Raw genomic sequence first — 17,744 nt, 5'->3', positions numbered from 1 at the left:
TCGGGGTTGATGCGGGCAGCGGGATCGGGGAGAAAGGGCGCGGATGAAGATTCTGGTGGTCGGAAAGGGCGGGCGCGAACACGCGCTGGTGCGGGCATTGGTGGAGTCCCCGGGGGAGCACGAGGTGTTCTGTTTTCCGGGGAGTGACGCGATTTTCGAGCTGGCGAAGCCCGTCGAGGCCGACGGGCTGGAGTCGCTGGTCGGGTGGATGAAGGCGAACGCGGTCGAGCTCTGCGTGGCCGGGGAGGAGAGCTATCTGGTGAAGGGTGAGGGACTGGCGGATCTCTGCGAAGGGGCCGGCATTCCCTGCTGGGGACCGCACAAGCAGTCGGCGCAACTCGAGGCGTCCAAGGAGTTTGCGAAAGGTTTCCTCGAGCGGCATACGATCCCGACCGGCAAGGCTTCGGCGGTCGCCAGTCTGGAGGAGGCCCGGGCCGCGATCGGCGGCGGATATCCGGTGGTACTCAAGTTCGACGGTCTCGCTGCCGGGAAGGGCGTCGCCGTTTGTCTGGAGGAGTCCGAGGGCGAGGCGTTTCTCGACGAGGTATTCGTGCAGAAGCGATTCGGCGAGGGCCGGGTGCTGGTGGAGGAATTCCTGACAGGCCCGGAAGTTTCGATTTTCGCGGCTGTCGTCGACGACGGCTATCTCGTCTTCACCCCGGCCCGCGACTACAAGCGGATCGGCGAGGGAGATGCCGGAGCGAATACCGGAGGCATGGGGGCGGTCGCGAGCCGACAGCTGATTCCTGCGGAGGCATTGGAGCGCATCGAGAAAGAGATCGTCGCGCCCACCGTGGCGGGTCTGGTTTCTGAAGGTTTGCCGTACCGGGGCTTCCTCTACTTCGGACTGATGATGACACCCGACGGTCCGAAGGTGATCGAGTACAACTGTCGCTTCGGTGACCCCGAGTGCCAGGCGGTGATGCCGTTGGTGAAGGGGGATCTCGCGGGCTTCTGCCTGGCGGGCGCAAAGGGTGACCTGGATCTGTCGAAGATCGCGTTCGATGAAGGCTGGAGCGTCTGCGTGGTATTGGCATCCGCAGGCTATCCGGAGAGTTCGCACAGCGGTGATGTGATCTCGGGCCTGGACACCGTCGGTGGCGCCCGGGTTTACCATGCGGGAACGAAGCTCGGGCCGGAAGGCTGGGAAACCAACGGCGGTCGGGTGCTTGCGGTTGTTGCCGGTGGAACCGATCGCGAATCGGCGGTAAGTTCGGCCCACTCGGCGGCGGACCATGTGCGGTTCGACGGCATGCAACGGCGCCGCGATATCGGAATCCTCCACTTTGAGACACCATGAGCGGAACCCTCGGCCCCAGTGAGATCGCGGACGGAGTCGAAGCCTTGGCGGATGCGATTTTCCAGCGTACGGGCGATGACAACGTCGCTCTGGTCGGGATCCGCAGCCGCGGTGACGAAGTGGCCGAAAGGATCCGGGAATTGCTGAAGTCGAAGGGCCGCGAGGTGGACTTCGGAACCCTCGACATTTCCCTCTATCGTGACGACTACGAGCACCTGCACCAGAACCCGAAGCTGCAGGGCAGCGACATCGAGTTCGAGGTCGACGGAGCCCGGGTGATCCTGGTCGACGACGTGCTTTTCACCGGGCGGACGATCCGCGCCGCACTCGATGCGCTCTCCGACTACGGCAGGCCCGCCCGGGTCGAACTGGCGACTCTGATCGATCGGGGCCATCGTGAGATGCCGATCCAGCCGGACTACGTCGGCATTCCGCTCGAGACCGCCCGCCATGACCACGTTTACGTGTCGCTCGTGAAAACCGACGGCGAAGACAAGATTGAGATCAAGCCCGCGACGTGAGTCCGCTTCCCGAACGCCGCAAGACCCCGGAGGAACTCGCGGCCCTGCGGGAGTCGCTGGGCATTTCGGCGGACGGACCGCCGCCAGGCGCCCCGGGAGTGCGCCGGGAGGAACCGGCTGAGGAGGAGGGCGCGGCCGATGAGTTGAAGGCCGCGGTGTTTGAGAAGGCACCGGTTCCGTCTGCGGAGGAGCAGCAAATCGAATTGGCGCGTGAGTCTCTTCCCGCCAAGCAGGAGAAGCCGGTCGAGGAGCCGACGCCAGAGCCGGAAGCGGTCGAAGAACCGCCTGCATCCGAGGCCGTCACCGAACGGTCGGCGAAGGAGCCCACCGTGCCGCTGAAGGCGCCGAAAGCGGTGGGAACGCATTCTTTGAGGAAGTCTCGCGGGCTGGTGGTCGATCAGCCCAAGCAGGTCCGGCATCGCGAGGACGGGTCGCTACCCGTCCGGCGCCATACCGATGAGGAACTGACACGACTGCGTCGGATCGAAGCGCCTGCCAACGAGGCGCCGGCGATGTATCTGGCGAAGCAGACCGCACCGTTGCCGGTGGTTTTGCTGCTCTACGGACTCGCGTTGATCGGGGTTTCTGTCGGGGTTCTCGACCTGCTCTGGATTTCCAAGTCTCCGATCATGGACCTGCCATTCGGGTGGCTGCAGGAGTTTGCCGCGGCGGAGTGGCGGACGAGGGCGGTATTCATCACGTTGGCTGCCACCGCGGGCATCCTGCTGCTGGGAGCGGCGTGGATCTCGCTGCTGAAGAAACTCTCGATGCACCACGCCGGATTCCTGACGATCATCGCGGTGCTTGTCCTTGTATTCGGAACCCTCTACTTCTTCCCCGAACTCCATGGCGCGTAAGGATCTTCTCGAACTGGCCAGCCTCTCCCGCGAGGAGATCGATCGGATTCTCGATCAGGCGGTGCCTTTCAAGGATCTGTTCACCCGCTCGGTGAAGAAGGTTCCCGCACTGAAGGGTAAGTCGGTGCTGATGCTCTTCTACGAGCCCTCAACCCGAACCCACTCGTCCTTCGAGGTCGCGGCGAAGCGGCTGTCGGCCGACGTGACGAACTTCGACGTGTTCCAATCCTCCGTGGTGAAGGGAGAGTCGGTTCGGGAGACGGTTGAGACCCTGCAGGCGATGCGGACCGATTTCATCGTCGTCCGGCACAAGCGCAGCGGACTGCCGGGAATGATCGCGCGCCAGACCAAGGCGAGCGTGATCAATGCGGGCGATGGTGCCCATGCACACCCGACGCAGGGATTGCTGGATGCCTTTACGGTCAAGGAAGTCATTCCGGCACCGGCGGGAAGGAAGGTGCTGATTGTCGGTGACATCCTCCACAGCCGGGTCGCGCGTTCGACGAGCAGCGTGTTGAGACGCTTGGGAATGGAGGTCGCGTATCTCGGTCCCGGTTCGCTCGTGCCGAAAGCCTGCCCTGATGGAGTGAGACGCTTCACGGACTACAACGAGGCGATGGCATGGAAGCCGGACGTCGTCTACCTGCTGCGGGTCCAGATGGAACGGCAGGACGTGCAGTATTTTCCCAGCCTCCGGGAGTATCACCGGGTCTACGGAGTGACGCCGGAGCGTCTCAAGCGTCTCGATGATGAAGGAATCTGGCTGATGCATCCCGGTCCGGTGAACCGCGGTGTCGAGCTGTGCGACGAGGCCCTCGACTACGGGCGCAGCCTGATCAATCGCCAGGTGGAGAACGGGATCGCGGTCCGGATGTCGGTGCTCTATTCGCTGAAGCCGGGCGGCGAGGAGTAGGCGGGCGGTCAAGGTAGGGACAAGCGCCCTCGCTTGTCCGTAGTGAGGTGGAAACCAGGGTAATCTGGATGGACCGCGAGCTTCAGCTCGCCCCGTCGGTCCGGCTCCCCGGGGTTCCGGGGCGAGCTGAAGCTCGCGGTCCATGGAGAGGAGTTTTCCCTAATCTTTTCCCGATTCAGGTGTCACAACCTTTGTGTTTGCTGCCAATGTGGCAGGGAGACCATTCCCAGAGAATCGATGAAGAGCAGAGTGTTTCGTTGGATCGTATGTGTCGGGTGCCTCGCTTTTCCGCTGATGGCGGCGGATCGGGAGAAGGAATGGAAGGCGGTCGAGAAGGCCTTGGAAAATGACCAGCCGAAGACGGTGGTCCAGCTGCTGGAGCCGATCGAGAAGGCGGCCATGGCGGAGAAGAAGTGGGGCGAGGCCGGCAAAGCGATGGTGATGCGGATGCTGCAGCAGGCGCGGATCGACGGCGGCACCGCGAAGGCGGTGAAGGCGATCGACGAGGCGATGGCGACCGCTCCCGGGGAGCTCCAGCCGGTCCTGCGGGTGCTCTCGGCGGAGTGGCTCTTTCGCCACTATCAGCAAAACCGCTGGCGCTACATGGGGCGCAGCGAGGCGGACGACGAGGGTGATGACATCGAGGCATGGAGTCTGGCGCGAATCCTGACCGAGATCGATACCCGGCTGCAATCGGCGCTCAAGGATGCGGAGGCTCTGAAGCAGATGCCAGCTGCGGAGCTCGAAGGTTTGCTCAGCAAGTCAACGCTCGGTGACGGGCTCAGGCCGACAGTCTTCGACTTCTTGTCCTATGAAGCGGCCAAGTTCTACTCGCTCGGGGAAACCGCGGCAGCGAAGCCGGAGGATTCGTTTGAGATTCTGGAGGACTCGCCAGCCCTTGGTGCAGTCGAGGACTTCCTCGCATGGAAGCCCGAACCGGAAGACTCACCGGCGGTCCGGGCGATCACGCTCTATCAGAACCTGTTGACCTTCCATCAAGAGGATGAGGATCCCTCGGCCTTTCTGCATGCCGATCTCGAGCGTCTCTCCGCAGCCGGAAGCGCGATGGTGGGTGAGAAGTCGGACGAGCTCTACCGCAAGGCTTTGGAGGGATTTGCCACGGCCCACGCCGAGCACCCCGAAAGCTCCCGCGCCCGCTGGATGCTGGCACAAAGTCTCCTCGGTGAGGACGAAACGAAGGCGGCACACGACACGACGGTGGCCGGTCGGGATGCGTTTCCCGAGCATCCGTTCGGAAAGCTTTGCGGGAACGTCGCGGCCCAGCTGGAGCGCAAGGAGATCTCGCTCCAGACCCAGACGCAGTGGTCGCCGGCTGGCGAGGAGATCCGGGTGAGCCATCGCAATCTGGACCGGGTTTGGTTCCGGCTCTACTCGCTCAATTTCGAACCGAACGAGCGGACGATCAGCGGGGATCCGATGCCGAACAGCAAACGGTTTGAGGAGATCCTGAAGGCCAAGCCGGTTCTGGAGTGGGATTCGGAGCTGCCTGATGGTGGAGACTACGCCACCCGGACGACATGGCTGAAGGCTCCGGAGGAGTTTCCCACCGGATACCACATGCTGGTCGCAAGCTCGGAGGAGGGGTTCGAGATGGGGAAGAACGCGATCGCCCGCGTTCCTCTCCACATATCGCCGCTCGCGCTGGTCGTTCGTCGGGGTGCCGGTGCCGGAGTTGATGGCTTCGTGACCGATGCCGTGACCGGAACGCCGATCAAGGGAATCGAGGTCGGGGCCTGGAGTGTCCGCGACAACGGAAAGGGGACCGTTTCGAGTAAGGCAGTCACGGGTGAGGACGGGTATTTTCGGTTCAAGAACGCCAATCGCCAGGTGCTCGTCATGGCGAAGAGGGATCTCGAGCGGGCGGTTGCCCGCGCTTGGAGCGGGGGCGGCGAGCGTTCCAAGACCCGGCCCTACGAGCGGATCGTGTTCTTCACGGACCGGTCGATCTACCGCCCCGGCCAGACGGTTCACTTCAAGGGAGTGTGGTGCAAATCGGATCCGGCCAACGGGAAGTATGGAGCCGTCGCCGGCCGAAGCGGGGATGCCGTGATGCGCGATCCCAACGGTGAGGAAGTGGCGAAGCTGAAGTTCAAGACGAACGGCAACGGTTCGTTTTCCGGAAGCTTCACGGCTCCGGAAGGAAGGGTATTGGGATACTACCAGATCCGGGCCGCGAACGGCAGCGGAGTGGCGAGGTTCCGGATCGAGGAATACAAGCGGCCGAAATTCTTCTCCGAAATCGAGCCTGCGAAGAACGAGGCGAAACTTGGCGGAGAAGTCGAGGTGGTGGCGAAGGCCGAGGCCTACACCGGCGCGGTGGTCGATGGCGCGAAGGTGACGTGGCGTGTGACCCGCCAGGCCCGCTGGCCCGACTGGATCCGCTGGTGCTGGTGGTATCAGCCGCCAAGCAGTGGGGCGGAGGAGATCGCTCATGGCGAAGGCGAAACCGATGCGGAGGGTCGCTTCGAAATCAAGTTCACCGCGAAGCCCGACCTGACGGTGCCCGAGGACACCGAGCCGGTCTTCGACTACCGGGTCACGGTGGATATCACCGATGGAGCCGGCGAGACCCGGAGCGCGACCCGCACCATCTCGGTCGCCTACACCACGCTACGCGCCTCGATTCGGGCAAAGGACTGGCTGGTCAGTGATGAGGACATCGAGTTCACCCTGCGCACCGAGTCCCATGACGGAGTCGCGAGGGCCGCGGAAGGGGGGGTCAAGATCCACCGTCTGGAAGAACCGGAAGTCTGCCCGCGCCCGGAGTATTCGGGATACGGCCCGAGGGGTGAGGAGGAGTCCCCTCATCCATCGATCGATCCCGACGACTGGAAGCTTGGCGAAGTGGTCGCCGAAGTGCCTCTCAAGACGGAGGCGGGAGAAGGCGAGAAAGCGGGCACCGCCACCTTCAAGCGGAAACTCGAGCCGGGCGCCTATCGTCTCGTGTTCGAGACCAAGGATGCGAATGGCCGAGACGTTAAAGCGTTCCGGGGTATCCGGGTGTTCGATCCGGAGGGTGACGACTATCCGACCATGCAGCCATTTGTCGTGACCGCTCCGACTTGGACGGTTGAACCCGGAAAAGAGTTCCAACTGCTCTGGGGAAGCGGGCACGAGAAGGCCCGCGCGTTGGTCGAGTTCTACTCGGATGGTAATCTTCTCAAGCGTGAGTGGTCCGCGCCGGGACGCACCCAGCAGACCTTCGGCTTCCCGATCGAGGAGTCGCTCCGTGGTGGGCTGACGGTGGTGATCCAGCAGGTGACGATGAACCGCTTCCACGAAGAGACCCATCCGATCGAGGTGCCGTGGACCAACAAGCGGCTGAAGCTCAGTTGGGAGCGGATCGTGTCCAAGCTGGAACCCGGCGTGAAGGAGACATGGACCGCGGTGATCGAGGGCGCCGATGGCGAGGCGGCTGCCGCGGAGATGGTCGCGACACTCTACGACGCCTCCTTGGATGCGTTCGCTCCGCATGGGTTCGGAAACCTGAGCGGGTTGCTTCGTCGGGAGAGCGGGGTGTGGCTCGGAAACCAGTTCAGCTCCAGCTCGCGCGGGTTCGACATGATTTCCCAGTACCCGGGCATCGAATGGTATCGTCTGAAGGATCCCTATCGGGAGTTCGCTGTGGGCGGCGGAGGGTTCCAGAGTCGTCGGAGAAACGCATGGGCGTTTGGCGATGGCGGTGGAGGAGGTGGAGCGGTGTTTGCCCGTGGAGGTGCGGTTGACGCCACCATGCTCAGTGAGGAGATGGCCTTTGAGGCCGCGCCGATGGCGGCCATGGACATGGAGGGTGCCGACGGATTGGCGAACGCGGCTCCCGGTGCGGCGCAGGGTGGGATGGCGAAAGCGAAGCGCGAAGGTGGTGCGTCCGACGACGGAGGTGGTGGCGATGCGGATGCTCCCGTTCCGGTTCGAACGAACCTCAACGAGACCGCGTTCTTCTTTCCGGATCTCGTCAGCGGCGAGGATGGCAAGGTAAGAATAAGCTTCACCATGCCGGAGGCTCTCACGACCTGGCGTTTCCTTGGCATGGCGCATGACAAGGACTTGCGGAGCGGCCTGCTCGACGGGGAGACGGTGACGGCGAAGGATCTGATGGTTCAGCCGAATCCGCCGCGCTTCCTCCGGGAAGGGGACGAACTGGAATTCACGGTCAAGATCAGCAATCTGAGCGATGCCGTGCAGAAAGGGACCGCACGCCTCGCGATCGACGATGCTGCTACCGAGGCGAGCAGGAATGAGGCTCTCGGGATCGACGCGGAGACCCGGGACTTCGAGGTGGCGGCCAAGCAAAGCAAGACCCTGAGCTGGCGGGTCAAGGTGCCGGATGGCGAAGGGTTTCTCCGCTACCGCGCGACCGCTTCGACCGGAAACCTGAGCGACGGTGAGGAGGGCTGGCTGCCGGTGCTTTCACGGCGGATCCTGGTGACCGAGTCGATGTCGCTGCCGATTCGCGATGCCGTCACGAAGGATTTCAGGTTCGACAAGCTCCTCGACAGTGGGAATTCGGACTCGCTGGAGAACCGGTTTGTCCATCTGCAGGTCGTCTCGCAACCCGCATGGTATGCGGTGATGGCGCTGCCTTACCTGATGGAGTTCCCCCACGAGTGCTCCGAGCAAACCTTCAACCGCTACTATGCCAATGCCCTTGGCCAACACATCGCCGATTCGGATCCCAAGATCCGGCGGATTTTCGACCTGTGGAAGGGCACCGACACCCTCGACAGTCCTCTGCTGAAAAACGAGGACCTGAAGGGGATCATGATCGAGGAGACTCCGTGGCTCGCGGACGCGAAGAACGAATCGGAGGCAAGGCGGAGGGTCGGCCTGCTCTTCGACGAGAACCACATGTCGAACGAGTTGGAGAAGGCGATGCGCAAGCTGAACGCCATGCAGTTGCCCAACGGTCTCTGGCCATGGTTTCCCGGCGGCAGTGGCAGCGAGTATATCACGCTCTATATCACGACCGGCTTCGGCCGACTGCGGGATCTCGGCGTGCCGACAGACATCACTCCGGCATTGAAATCATTGGGAGCCCTCGATGCGGAGCTGACGCGAGTTTACCATCGGATTTCGAAGGAGGATCTGGAGAAGAACCATCTTTCCCCGTGGGTCGCCCACCATCTCTACACACGGACACTTTTCCTCAAGGACAAGGCCCTGTCGAAGCGGGATCAGGTGGCTTTCGACTACTTCGCAGGCCAAGCGAGGGAGAACTGGACGACCCTTGGCAGCAGAATGTCTCGGGGACATGTCGCGATGGCGCTCCATCGTCTGGGCGAGAAGCAGGTGCCGGGTCTGATCACCCGCTCACTCAAGGAGAACGCGACCGTCGATGAGGAGCAGGGGATGTTCTGGAAGGATGCCGAAGGCGATGGCTGGTGGTGGTGGCAGGCGCCGATCGAAACGCAGGCGATGATGATCGAGGTGTTCCGCGAGGTGGATGGCGACGACAAGGCGGTCGATGACTGCCAGGTCTGGCTGATCAAGCAGAAGCAGGTTGCCGACTGGAAGACGACCAAGGCGACATCGGATGCGGTCTACGCCTTGCTGATGGGTGGACGGGACCTGCTTTCCTCGGATGCTTTGCTCCAGGTCAGCCTTGGTGGTGAGAAGGTCGAGCCGGGCAAGGTGGAGCCGGGAACCGGCTTCTATGAGCAGCGGTTCGTGGCGGATCAGGTGAAGCCGGCGCTGGGTGAGATCGAGCTGGTCAAAACAGACAAGGGGGTGAGCTGGGCGAGCCTGCACTGGCAGTATCTCGAGGACATGGCGAAGGTGACGAGCCATGAGGGCAAGCAGCTCCGGCTTGAGAAGCAATTGTTCGTCCGCCGCAATACGGAGAAAGGGCCGGTCCTTGAGCCGGTGAAGGGAGTGCTCGAGGTCGGCGATGAATTGGTCACGCGCCTGGTCCTTCGTAACGATCGTGCGATGGAGTTTGTCCACCTGAAGGACCAGCGGGGCAGCGGCACCGAACCGGTCAACGTGCTGAGCGGCTACCGCTGGCAGGACGGGTTCGGCTACTATGAGATGACCCGGGACACGGCGAGTCACTTCTTCATCGATCGTCTGCCGCCGGGCACTCACGTCTTCGAGACCAGCGTGCGCATCCAGCACCGCGGTAGCTATCAGACCGGGATCGCCGAGATTCGCTGCATGTATGCACCCGAGTTCGCCGCCCACAGCGCGAGCCTGCAGGTTGAGGTGAAGTAGGAGTCGCCTATGCGGGCGCTGCTGAAGGATGCCAGGCATCGCAGGCGTAGAACGGATGTTCGTGAAGCCTGCCTGCCTGTCCTTCTTCCTTTCGCTCCTGTGCCCGGTGTTCGGGGAGTTCGGTCCGTTTGTCGAACCACAGACGCCCTTTCTGCGCTCGGCCCTTGTCACGGAGGAAGGCAAGGAGGTGAACCGGACCCGCCGGGGGGTGTTGGTGCCGATGGGTGAAGGTGTCTGGGGTTGTTTTGATCCCGACCTGTTGCGCTGGGCGTTGTTCTGGAAGGTGCCGGAGGGTGAGCCGCCGATCACCATGGATTCGATGGCGGCGATCTCGTATCCCGATCAGAAAGCCAAGGCTGGCCGGCCACCGAAACCGGTTGGGAAGCCCCTGATGCACTCGCCGGAGCTGCCGGGGGTGTCGTCCGGCGCCCGGCCTTCGCCCGATCCGCGGACCCGCCACCTCGTCGGTCGAGACGATCCGGTGGGGCCGCTGCCGCGAAACTTCGGACGCTGGATGGGAATCAGTCTCAGCGGTTCGACCCCGGTGTTGCACTACACGGCCGGCGGGCGTGAGGTCAGCGAGATCGTAAGGTTTGAGAAAGGATCGATCGACCGATTGATCCAGGTCGGTCCGGGGAGGGGAGAGCTTTGCTTCAGGCTCGAGGCTGATGTCGCCGGAGCCGATGGGCCGACGCGGGGAGTCCTCAGGAAGGGGTCGTTGCCGGTCGTTCAAATCGCGGGTGAGGGTGTCCGTCTGTCGGCCGGGCGGGAGATCGGGACTTGTCTCATTGTGGGGCCCTCCGAGGAGGCTCAGACCGCCAGAGTGGTGCGGTCGCGACAGGCCGTCGATCTGGCGGAAGTCGAGTTTCCGACTCTGCAAGTGGCACGGCCGATGTTTCCCGAGGCGATCGAAGTCGAGGCGTCGGCGAGCCGGGCGGATGGTCCTTTCGATCTTCGGCCGATTTCGATTCCGATGGAAAATGTCCAGCGTCGCGGGATCCGGCCGATGGATCTCGCGTTCCTTTCGGACGGAACCGCCCTGCTGTGCGGCTTCGATGGAGACATCTGGCGGATCTCCGGAATCGATCAACCCGTGGCCCGCTGGATGCGGGTCGCGACAGGGCTGTTCGAGCCGACGAACATCGAGGTGAACGTCGATGACGAGGTGTTTGTGTTGGGGCGAGACCAGATCACCCAACTCGTCGACACCGATGGTGACGGTCACTACGACGTTTTCCGTAATCGCTCGGATGCCTTCGAGCAGACCCTGCATACCCGGGACTACGCGATGTCCATGGACCTCGGTCCCGGCGGATCGTTCTATGTTGCCAAGGGAGGGATTGTCGAAATGGGGAATGGAGCATTCAACGAGCAGTCCCTTCACCGGAGTTCGGTGCTTCGGATCGACCCGTCAGGGGATCGGGCGGAGGTTCTTGCCGACGGATTGCGCCTTCCGTATGTGGGCGTGAGAAGCGACGGATCCGTCTTCGCTTCAGACCAGCAGGGGCACCACGTTCCCAGTACGCCGCTGTATCGCATCGGCTTCGACAATCCGTCTTTTGGCTATGATCCCGGTCGCTTCGAGAAGTCGAAGCCTATCGTTGAGCCGTTGCTCTGGTTTCCCTATCAGGTGAATCGTTCGGGGGCGGGGTTCGCGACCCTTTCCGGGAGAGGTTTTCCCGACATGGACGGTGTGTTTGCGCAGGTCTCGTGGAACGGGCGGCTGTTTCCCGTGGAGACTCCGGAAGTCGGGGTGCCGTTCGGCTGGAATCTGCCGGTCCAGTTCTCCTTTCCGACCCTCAATGGCGCGAGTCATCCGGAGACCGGCGAGTTGTTCGTGGTCGGGCTCGGGATCTCCGGATACAAGCCGACCACTCCCGGCCTCGAAGGGATCGCCGGCTTGCGCCAACGCGACCCGGTCGCGGTACCCTCGTCGCTCGAAGTCGCGGAGACAGCGATCCGTGTCGGGTTTCGCAAGCCAATGAGAGAGGACCGTCTGCCGACGGTCGCATCACTACGGTTCTGGAACATCCAACGGACCGGGAAGTATGGATCGGGACACTTCCGTTGGGACGGGAAGGCGGGGGAGCATGAGTTGACTCCTCAAGCGGTGCGGTTGAGTGACGACCGGCGCTTCCTGACGATCGAGGTTCCGCCGGTGTTTCGGTCCGACATCATGAGCCTGACCTTGCAGTTGATGGAGACCGGGAGTGCCAAGGTCCGCACCATTGATCTCTACGCCCGACCGATCCATTTGCCGAAACCCGACGGCGGTGATCTGGCCGCGATCGTGAAACGGGAGCGCACCGACGCGAAGCTTCAACCGGGCGATGCGGGAAGAGGCAAGGAAGTCTTCGCTCGCTATGGATGTGTCGGCTGCCATTCGCTAACGGGCGAGAAACTTACGGGTCCGGCCCTGAACGGGATCGCGAGCCGACAGGCCGACGGCTTGGACGGATATCTCCGGGAATCGATTCTCGATCCCAGCAAACAAGTAACCGAGGGCTTCGAGCCCGCGATGCCATCCTTCGAGGGAGTGATCCGGCCGCAGGAACTCGAGGATCTGGTCGCCTACCTGACGGAATTGAAATAGGGCTTCGGGAGTTCGTAAGCCGAGGTGCTGGTCGTCAGTCCGCAGATTCCCAGAGTCTGCGCGAGGCGGAGGCACGTCCGGAGCCGGTTTTGAGGTAGAATTCGAACTGGATGGCTTGATCCTTCGTCGAAAAGGCGAGGTAGGTGACGAGCTTCCACGGGCGGTAGTGAGAGGTGTGCTTGGCCCCACCTTCTTTGTGTCGTTTGAGACGTGTTTTCAGGTCTGCGGTAGAGCCGATGTAGGTTCGAGCTTCATCTCTCTCGGACCGAAGGAAGTAGACATAGTCCATGGGCGATCCGAACCGAGAAGCCCTCCTCCGCCAAGGCTACGGCGGGCAGCCTTCGCCAAGACTTCGGGTCATGAAGTGTCTCAGCGCCGTGGCGATTCCATACTCAGCTCCCGCAAACGAGGGGGGCTGGCTTGCCAGCTGAAGCCTGGCGTAGGCTGGCGGACCCGGCAGGAATCGAACCTGCATCTGCGGCTTCGGAGGCCGCCATTCTATCCGTTGAAATACGGGTCCTTTTCTGCGGGGAGCCATGTCCCGCGCGGGCGGGATTGGTAAGGTCCGTCCCGGTTCTTGGCAAGGAGAACCGTCCGGGTCCTATTTCGAGGCCGCCAGCTCGGCGTTGGCCCGCTCGAGGGCGGCCGCGATGAATCCTGAGAACAGCGGATGGGCCTTGTTCGGCTTCGACTGGAACTCCGGATGGAACTGGGCGCCGATGTAGTAGGGATGGTCCGCGATCTCGACAATTTCCACCAGCCCTTCGGCTGCGGAGACCGAGGAGATCACCAGACCCGCTTCCTGGAGGCGGTCCTGGAAGTCCGAGTTGAACTCGTAGCGATGACGGTGCCGTTCGTGGATCCGCTCCGCTCCGCCATACAGGTCGGACGCCTTCGTGCCGGCGAAGAGAATGCTTTCACAGGAGCCCAGTCGCATGGTCGCTCCCATGTCATCGACACCCTTCTGCTCCTCTTGGAGGCAGATCACGGGATACTTCGTTTCCTTGTCGAACTCGGTCGAGTTGGCACCGCGCAGCTTGCAGACATTTCGCGCGAACTCGATCGTCGCGATCTGCATGCCAAGGCAGATACCAAAGTAGGGGATCTTGGTCTCGCGCGCATACCGCGCCGCGAGGATCTTGCCCTCGATGCCGCGGTCGCCGAATCCGCCGGGAACGAGGATGCCGTCGACATCGCCGATCACCGACTTCGCGCCATGGTCCTCGATCGCCTCGGCCTCGACACGGACGATGTTGACCTTGGTGTCGTGCTTGGCACCGGCGTGAATGAGCGATTCGTAGATCGATTTGTAGGCGTCCTGCAGCTCGATGTACTTGCCGACCACCGCGATGGTGATCCGGTTGCGCGGGTGGATGACCTTCTGGACGAAGGACTCCCAATCCTCGATCGCGGGAGCGGGCGTGTGACCAAGCCCGATCTTGTCGACGACGAGTCGGTCGATCTTGTCGCGCCGCAGATCGAGCGGGCACTCGTAGATCGTGTGCGCGACGTCGCGGAACGCGACCACGTTCTTCTTCTCCACGTTGCAGAACATCGCGATCTTCCGCCGGTTGTCCTCGTCGAGATCGGCCTCGGTGCGGCAGATGATGATGTCCGGCTGGATACCGATTTCGCGCAACTTGGCGACCGACTGTTGGGTCGGTTTCGTCTTCACCTCGCCGGCCGCCTTGATGAACGGGAGCAGGGTGACGTGGATGAAGCAGACGTTCTCCTTGCCCACCTCCAGGGCAAACTGTCTCAGGGCCTCGAGGAAGAGCAGGCCTTCCATGTCCCCGACGGTTCCGCCGATCTCGGTGATCAGCACGTCGACTTCCGGATTGTCGTCGGTGACCTTGTGCAGGCGCGCCTTGATCTCGTCGGTGACGTGCGGGATGAACTGGACCGTCTTGCCGAGGTATTCGCCCTTGCGCTCCTTGCGGATGACCGAGTCGAAGACCTGTCCGGACGTGAGGTTGTTCATCCGCGAGAGGACGCCGGAGGTGAACCGCTCGTAGTGGCCGAGGTCGAGGTCAGTCTCGGCACCGTCGTCGAGGACGTAGACCTCACCGTGCTGGTAAGGCGACATGGTGCCCGGGTCGACATTCAGGTAGGGGTCGAACTTCTGCATCAGCACCTTGAGGCCGCGGTGTTCAAGCAGGGTGCCGATCGAGGCGGCGGCCAGCCCTTTCCCGAGGGAGGACACGACGCCGCCGGTGACAAAGATGTATTTCATGGAATGCCGGGTGAGCTGGGATCAGTGGGTAGCGGAAGAAAGGAGGCGTTCGATGTGGTCCGCCTGTTCGGGAGTGTCAACGCCCGGGGAGGTGTCGTCGGTCGGAAGCACCTTGATGGAAGCGCCGTTCTCGAGGGCGCGGAGCTGTTCGAGCGACTCGGCGCGTTCAAGGGGGGACGGCGGCCATGTAACGAAGCGTTCGAGGAAACTACGGCGATAGGCGTAGATGCCCTTGTGACGGAGCACCGCTAGGCCGTCGACAGGATTCCGGAAGTAGGGAAGCGGGGAGCGGGAGAAGTAGAGGGCCCGGCCGGAAAGGCTGATGACGACCTTGACGACATTCGGGTCGGCGACGGCGGGATCGGCGGGGTCGAGAGGATTGGCGGCGGTCGCCATGTCGAGCTCTGGATCCCCGGCCATTGTCGCGGCGAGTTCGTCGACGAGTGCGGGATCGATCAGTGGCTCGTCACCCTGGATGTTGACGATATGGGTCGCGTCAGGGAGCCCGGCGACGGCCTCGGCGAGGCGGTCGGTGCCGGTCGGGTGGTCCGGGGAGGTCATGACGGCCCGCGCTCCGAATCCCTCGGCGGCGGCGAGAATGCGATCGTCGTCGGTCGCCACAAGCAGGTCATCGAGCCTCGAACATTGGCGGCAGCGTTCCCAGACGTGTTGGATCAGCGGCTTTCCGGCGATGACGTGGAGCGGCTTTCCGGGGAAGCGGGAGGACCCCCAGCGGGCTGGGAGAATACCGGTGATATGGATGCCGCTCGGGTTCGGTGTCACTGCGAATGCGGGAGACTAAGGGGACCGCTCGCGGCGGGGCAAGAGCCGGATGTCTAACGAGTGAGAAAGGTGCGGATCAGTGGCCCGACCAGCTCCCGTCCGACTCGATGAAGCGCAGGGCCTTGTCGAAAGAGCACCCGCTGAGGAAATGCTCAAGGCGCGGGTGGAGATGGCCGCGATGCCCCTCGTGCCAGCGGCTGATGTCTTCAGAAACGGACTGCAGCGCCGCGAGCTGGCCATCCGGGTCGCGGTCCCGGAAGTCGTGGTCGGCGATGAGTTCGAGCCGGTGGCGGAGGAGTTCGGCCAGTTCGGGATGGATCATCGGGCGAGGATGGCTGGAGGGCCGGCCGCTGGCAAATCGGACGTGGACGGATCCGCAGCCGAACCCGTAGCGTGCGCCATGCTGATTGGGGCGATCGAGACGCACTTCACGGGCTGGGACTGGGCGGTGGTGGCGTTCTACATGGTCTTCACCACGTGGATCGGCCACGTCATGAGCGGCAAGGCGGCGACGGTGAAGGATTTCTTCCTCGGGGGGCGCTCGATGCCTTGGTGGGCGGTTTCCGGTTCGATGATCGCCACCGAGATCAGCGCGCTCACCTTTATCGGAGTCCCCGGGGGCGTCTATGCGGCCCAAGGTGACTGGACCTACCTGCAGTGGGGCATCGGTTCGATCATCGCCCGCTTCATCGTCGGCTACTGGCTGGTCCCGCTCTACTATGCCCGGGAAATCTACAGCCCTTACGATTTCATGGGAAACCGGCTGGGCGAGCCGGTTCGCAAGCTGGTGACGCTGCTTTTCTCGCTCGGGGCGATTCTCGGCCAGAGCGTGCGGGTGCTGGTGACGGCGGTGATCCTCTACGCGGTGACCGGCTGGAGCATGACGTGGTGCATCGTCGCGATCGGCGTCTTCGCGCTGGCGTGGACCCTGATGGGCGGCATGCGGACGGTCATCTGGACCGACGTCATCCAGTTCGGCGTCTTCTTGCTCGGCGGGGTGCTGGCGCTCAGCTGGCTGGTCAGCCACCTGGGATGGGACGAGATCGTCGCGGTCAACCGCGGATTCACGACCCCCGAGGGCGTCGCGGTCGACAAGATGCGGATCTTCGATTTCACGCTGCCGTGGGAGAACTCGCTGCTGAACTACACGTTCTGGGTCGGGGTGATTGCCATGCCGTTCCAGAATCTCGCCGCCTTCGGGACCGACCAGCTCAACGCCCAGCGGATGTTCTGCTGCGGATCCCAGCACGAGGCCCGCAAGGCGATGCTTTGGAGCAGTGTCGCGATCGCCACCACACTCCTGATGCTCGCGGTCGGTTCCGGTCTGTTCGCGTGGTATCAGATCAAAGGCCTGACGCCGGATGAGGCAGCCAAGTTTGCCGAGGACCCGAACAACGTCTTTCCGGTCTGGATCGTCACCGTGCTTCCGCCGGGACTGACCGGTCTCATTCTCGCCGGTGCTTTCGCGGCGGCGATCTCGAGCCTCGACTCGGTGCTGGCCGCCCTTTCCCAGACCACGCTCTCGGCGGTGCTGGGGCGGGAGAAGGTCGAAGCAGAGGAGGGGAGTGCCCGGATGGTGAAGCTGTCCCGCTGGACGGTGGTGATCTGGGCGATCTTCCTCACCAGTTTTGCGGTCTGGATGGCGGCAAGCCGGAAGGATGCCGAGGACAAGAACCTGATCGATCTCGCCTTCGGTATGGTGGCTTACACTTACGGACCGCTGCTTGGCATCCTGCTGGCGGCCATCCTGCAGGGCCGGCGCAGCTTCATCGGGATCGTGATCGGTGTCGTGCTCTCGATGGCGCTGGTCGCGTGGGTGCGTCCCGAATTGCCCCGCTTGCTCGAGGCGCTGCAGATCTCTCCGGAAGCGCTGGTTCAGAGCCGTCCCCAAATTGCTTTCCCGTGGTTCTACCCGATCAATGCCATCCTGACGCTGGCATGCTCGATGCTGCCGATCGGTCGGATTGAGCGCGACACCGATTCGTGAAATTGCGGCTTTGATGGTCGCTCGTGACCCCAGTCTTGGCGCAAGACGTTGAGGAAGAGTCGGGTTTGGTTCGTCTTGCCCGGCTGAAGGCTGCGCAGAGCTTCCGATGATCAAACCTGTCTATCCGACTGTGACGGATTTGTAAGTTTTGGATCCACCGTAAAAACACCCGTAAAAACACGAAAACCAACTGGTTGATTTGTAGGTGTTCCGGTGGCTGGCGCGCATTTCATTCGGAGAAATGAAGCAAATCCAGCGTCAAGATTTTAAAAATCCGAAACCGTGGAACGCTTGTGGAAAGGCACCGAACTGCATCAATTGTTAGA

At 62.8% G+C, this 17,744-nt stretch carries 11 protein-coding genes and 1 tRNA gene; 7 read left to right on the top strand and 5 right to left on the bottom strand.

The annotated features are described in order from the left end of the window. Positions 1-43: 43 nt before the first annotated feature. The 6 genes from purD (at position 44) to HAHE_RS20970 (ending at position 12,415) form a co-directional block, all read left to right on the top strand. Positions 44-1,300 (top strand): phosphoribosylamine--glycine ligase, encoded by a 1,257-nt coding sequence (gene purD, locus HAHE_RS20995; protein ID WP_338687259.1) that lies wholly within the window; start codon positions 44-46, stop codon positions 1,298-1,300. Next, positions 1,297-1,821, top strand: a complete 525-nt coding sequence (gene pyrR, locus HAHE_RS20990; RefSeq protein ID WP_338687258.1) for a bifunctional pyr operon transcriptional regulator/uracil phosphoribosyltransferase PyrR — start codon at positions 1,297-1,299, stop codon at positions 1,819-1,821. Before purD ends, pyrR begins: the two co-directional genes overlap by 4 nt. After that, positions 1,818-2,678 (top strand): hypothetical protein, encoded by an 861-nt coding sequence (locus HAHE_RS20985; RefSeq protein WP_338687256.1) that lies wholly within the window; start codon positions 1,818-1,820, stop codon positions 2,676-2,678. The genes pyrR and HAHE_RS20985 overlap by 4 nt, the downstream gene beginning before the upstream one ends. Next, entirely contained in the window at positions 2,668-3,591 is a 924-nt protein-coding gene (locus HAHE_RS20980) for an aspartate carbamoyltransferase catalytic subunit (RefSeq protein WP_338687255.1), read from the top strand. Before HAHE_RS20985 ends, HAHE_RS20980 begins: the two co-directional genes overlap by 11 nt. Before the next feature lie 237 nt (positions 3,592-3,828). Then, positions 3,829-9,822 (top strand): alpha-2-macroglobulin family protein, encoded by a 5,994-nt coding sequence (locus tag HAHE_RS20975; RefSeq protein WP_338687254.1) that lies wholly within the window; start codon positions 3,829-3,831, stop codon positions 9,820-9,822. Positions 9,823-9,883: 61 nt separating this feature from the next. After that, a complete protein-coding gene (locus HAHE_RS20970; protein ID WP_338687253.1) occupies positions 9,884-12,415 on the top strand; it encodes a cytochrome c in 2,532 nt (843 codons plus the stop codon). A gap of 34 nt (positions 12,416-12,449) precedes the next feature. Here the strand turns inward: HAHE_RS20970 and HAHE_RS20965 are convergent, their stop codons facing one another. The 5 genes from HAHE_RS20965 to HAHE_RS20945 all read right to left on the bottom strand — a co-directional run bounded on the left by HAHE_RS20965 (position 12,450) and on the right by HAHE_RS20945 (position 15,753). After that, entirely contained in the window at positions 12,450-12,704 is a 255-nt protein-coding gene (locus tag HAHE_RS20965; protein ID WP_338687252.1) for a GIY-YIG nuclease family protein, read from the bottom strand. A gap of 156 nt (positions 12,705-12,860) precedes the next feature. Continuing rightward, a tRNA-Arg gene (locus HAHE_RS20960) sits at positions 12,861-12,935 on the bottom strand. An 81-nt stretch (positions 12,936-13,016) separates the two neighbouring features. Then, positions 13,017-14,648 carry a CTP synthase gene (locus tag HAHE_RS20955; RefSeq protein WP_338687251.1) on the bottom strand — a complete coding sequence of 544 codons (1,632 nt, stop codon included), beginning with the start codon at positions 14,646-14,648 and terminating at the stop codon, positions 13,017-13,019. Positions 14,649-14,669: 21 nt separating this feature from the next. Continuing rightward, complete coding sequence (gene kdsB, locus HAHE_RS20950; RefSeq protein ID WP_343218225.1) at positions 14,670-15,410, bottom strand: 3-deoxy-manno-octulosonate cytidylyltransferase; 741 nt, start codon at positions 15,408-15,410, stop codon at positions 14,670-14,672. Between the two features lie 97 nt (positions 15,411-15,507). After that, positions 15,508-15,753 (bottom strand): hypothetical protein, encoded by a 246-nt coding sequence (locus tag HAHE_RS20945; RefSeq protein ID WP_338687249.1) that lies wholly within the window; start codon positions 15,751-15,753, stop codon positions 15,508-15,510. 78 nt (positions 15,754-15,831) lie between these two features. Between HAHE_RS20945 and HAHE_RS20940 the strand changes: the two genes are divergently transcribed. Further along, positions 15,832-17,418, top strand: a complete 1,587-nt coding sequence (locus HAHE_RS20940; protein WP_338687248.1) for a sodium:solute symporter family transporter — start codon at positions 15,832-15,834, stop codon at positions 17,416-17,418. Positions 17,419-17,744: the final 326 nt, after the last annotated feature.

Origin of the sequence: Haloferula helveola (genome assembly GCF_037076345.1) — a bacterium.
GTDB lineage: Bacteria > Verrucomicrobiota > Verrucomicrobiia > Verrucomicrobiales > Akkermansiaceae > Haloferula > Haloferula helveola.
This window is presented reverse-complemented; position numbering and strand designations above follow the sequence as displayed.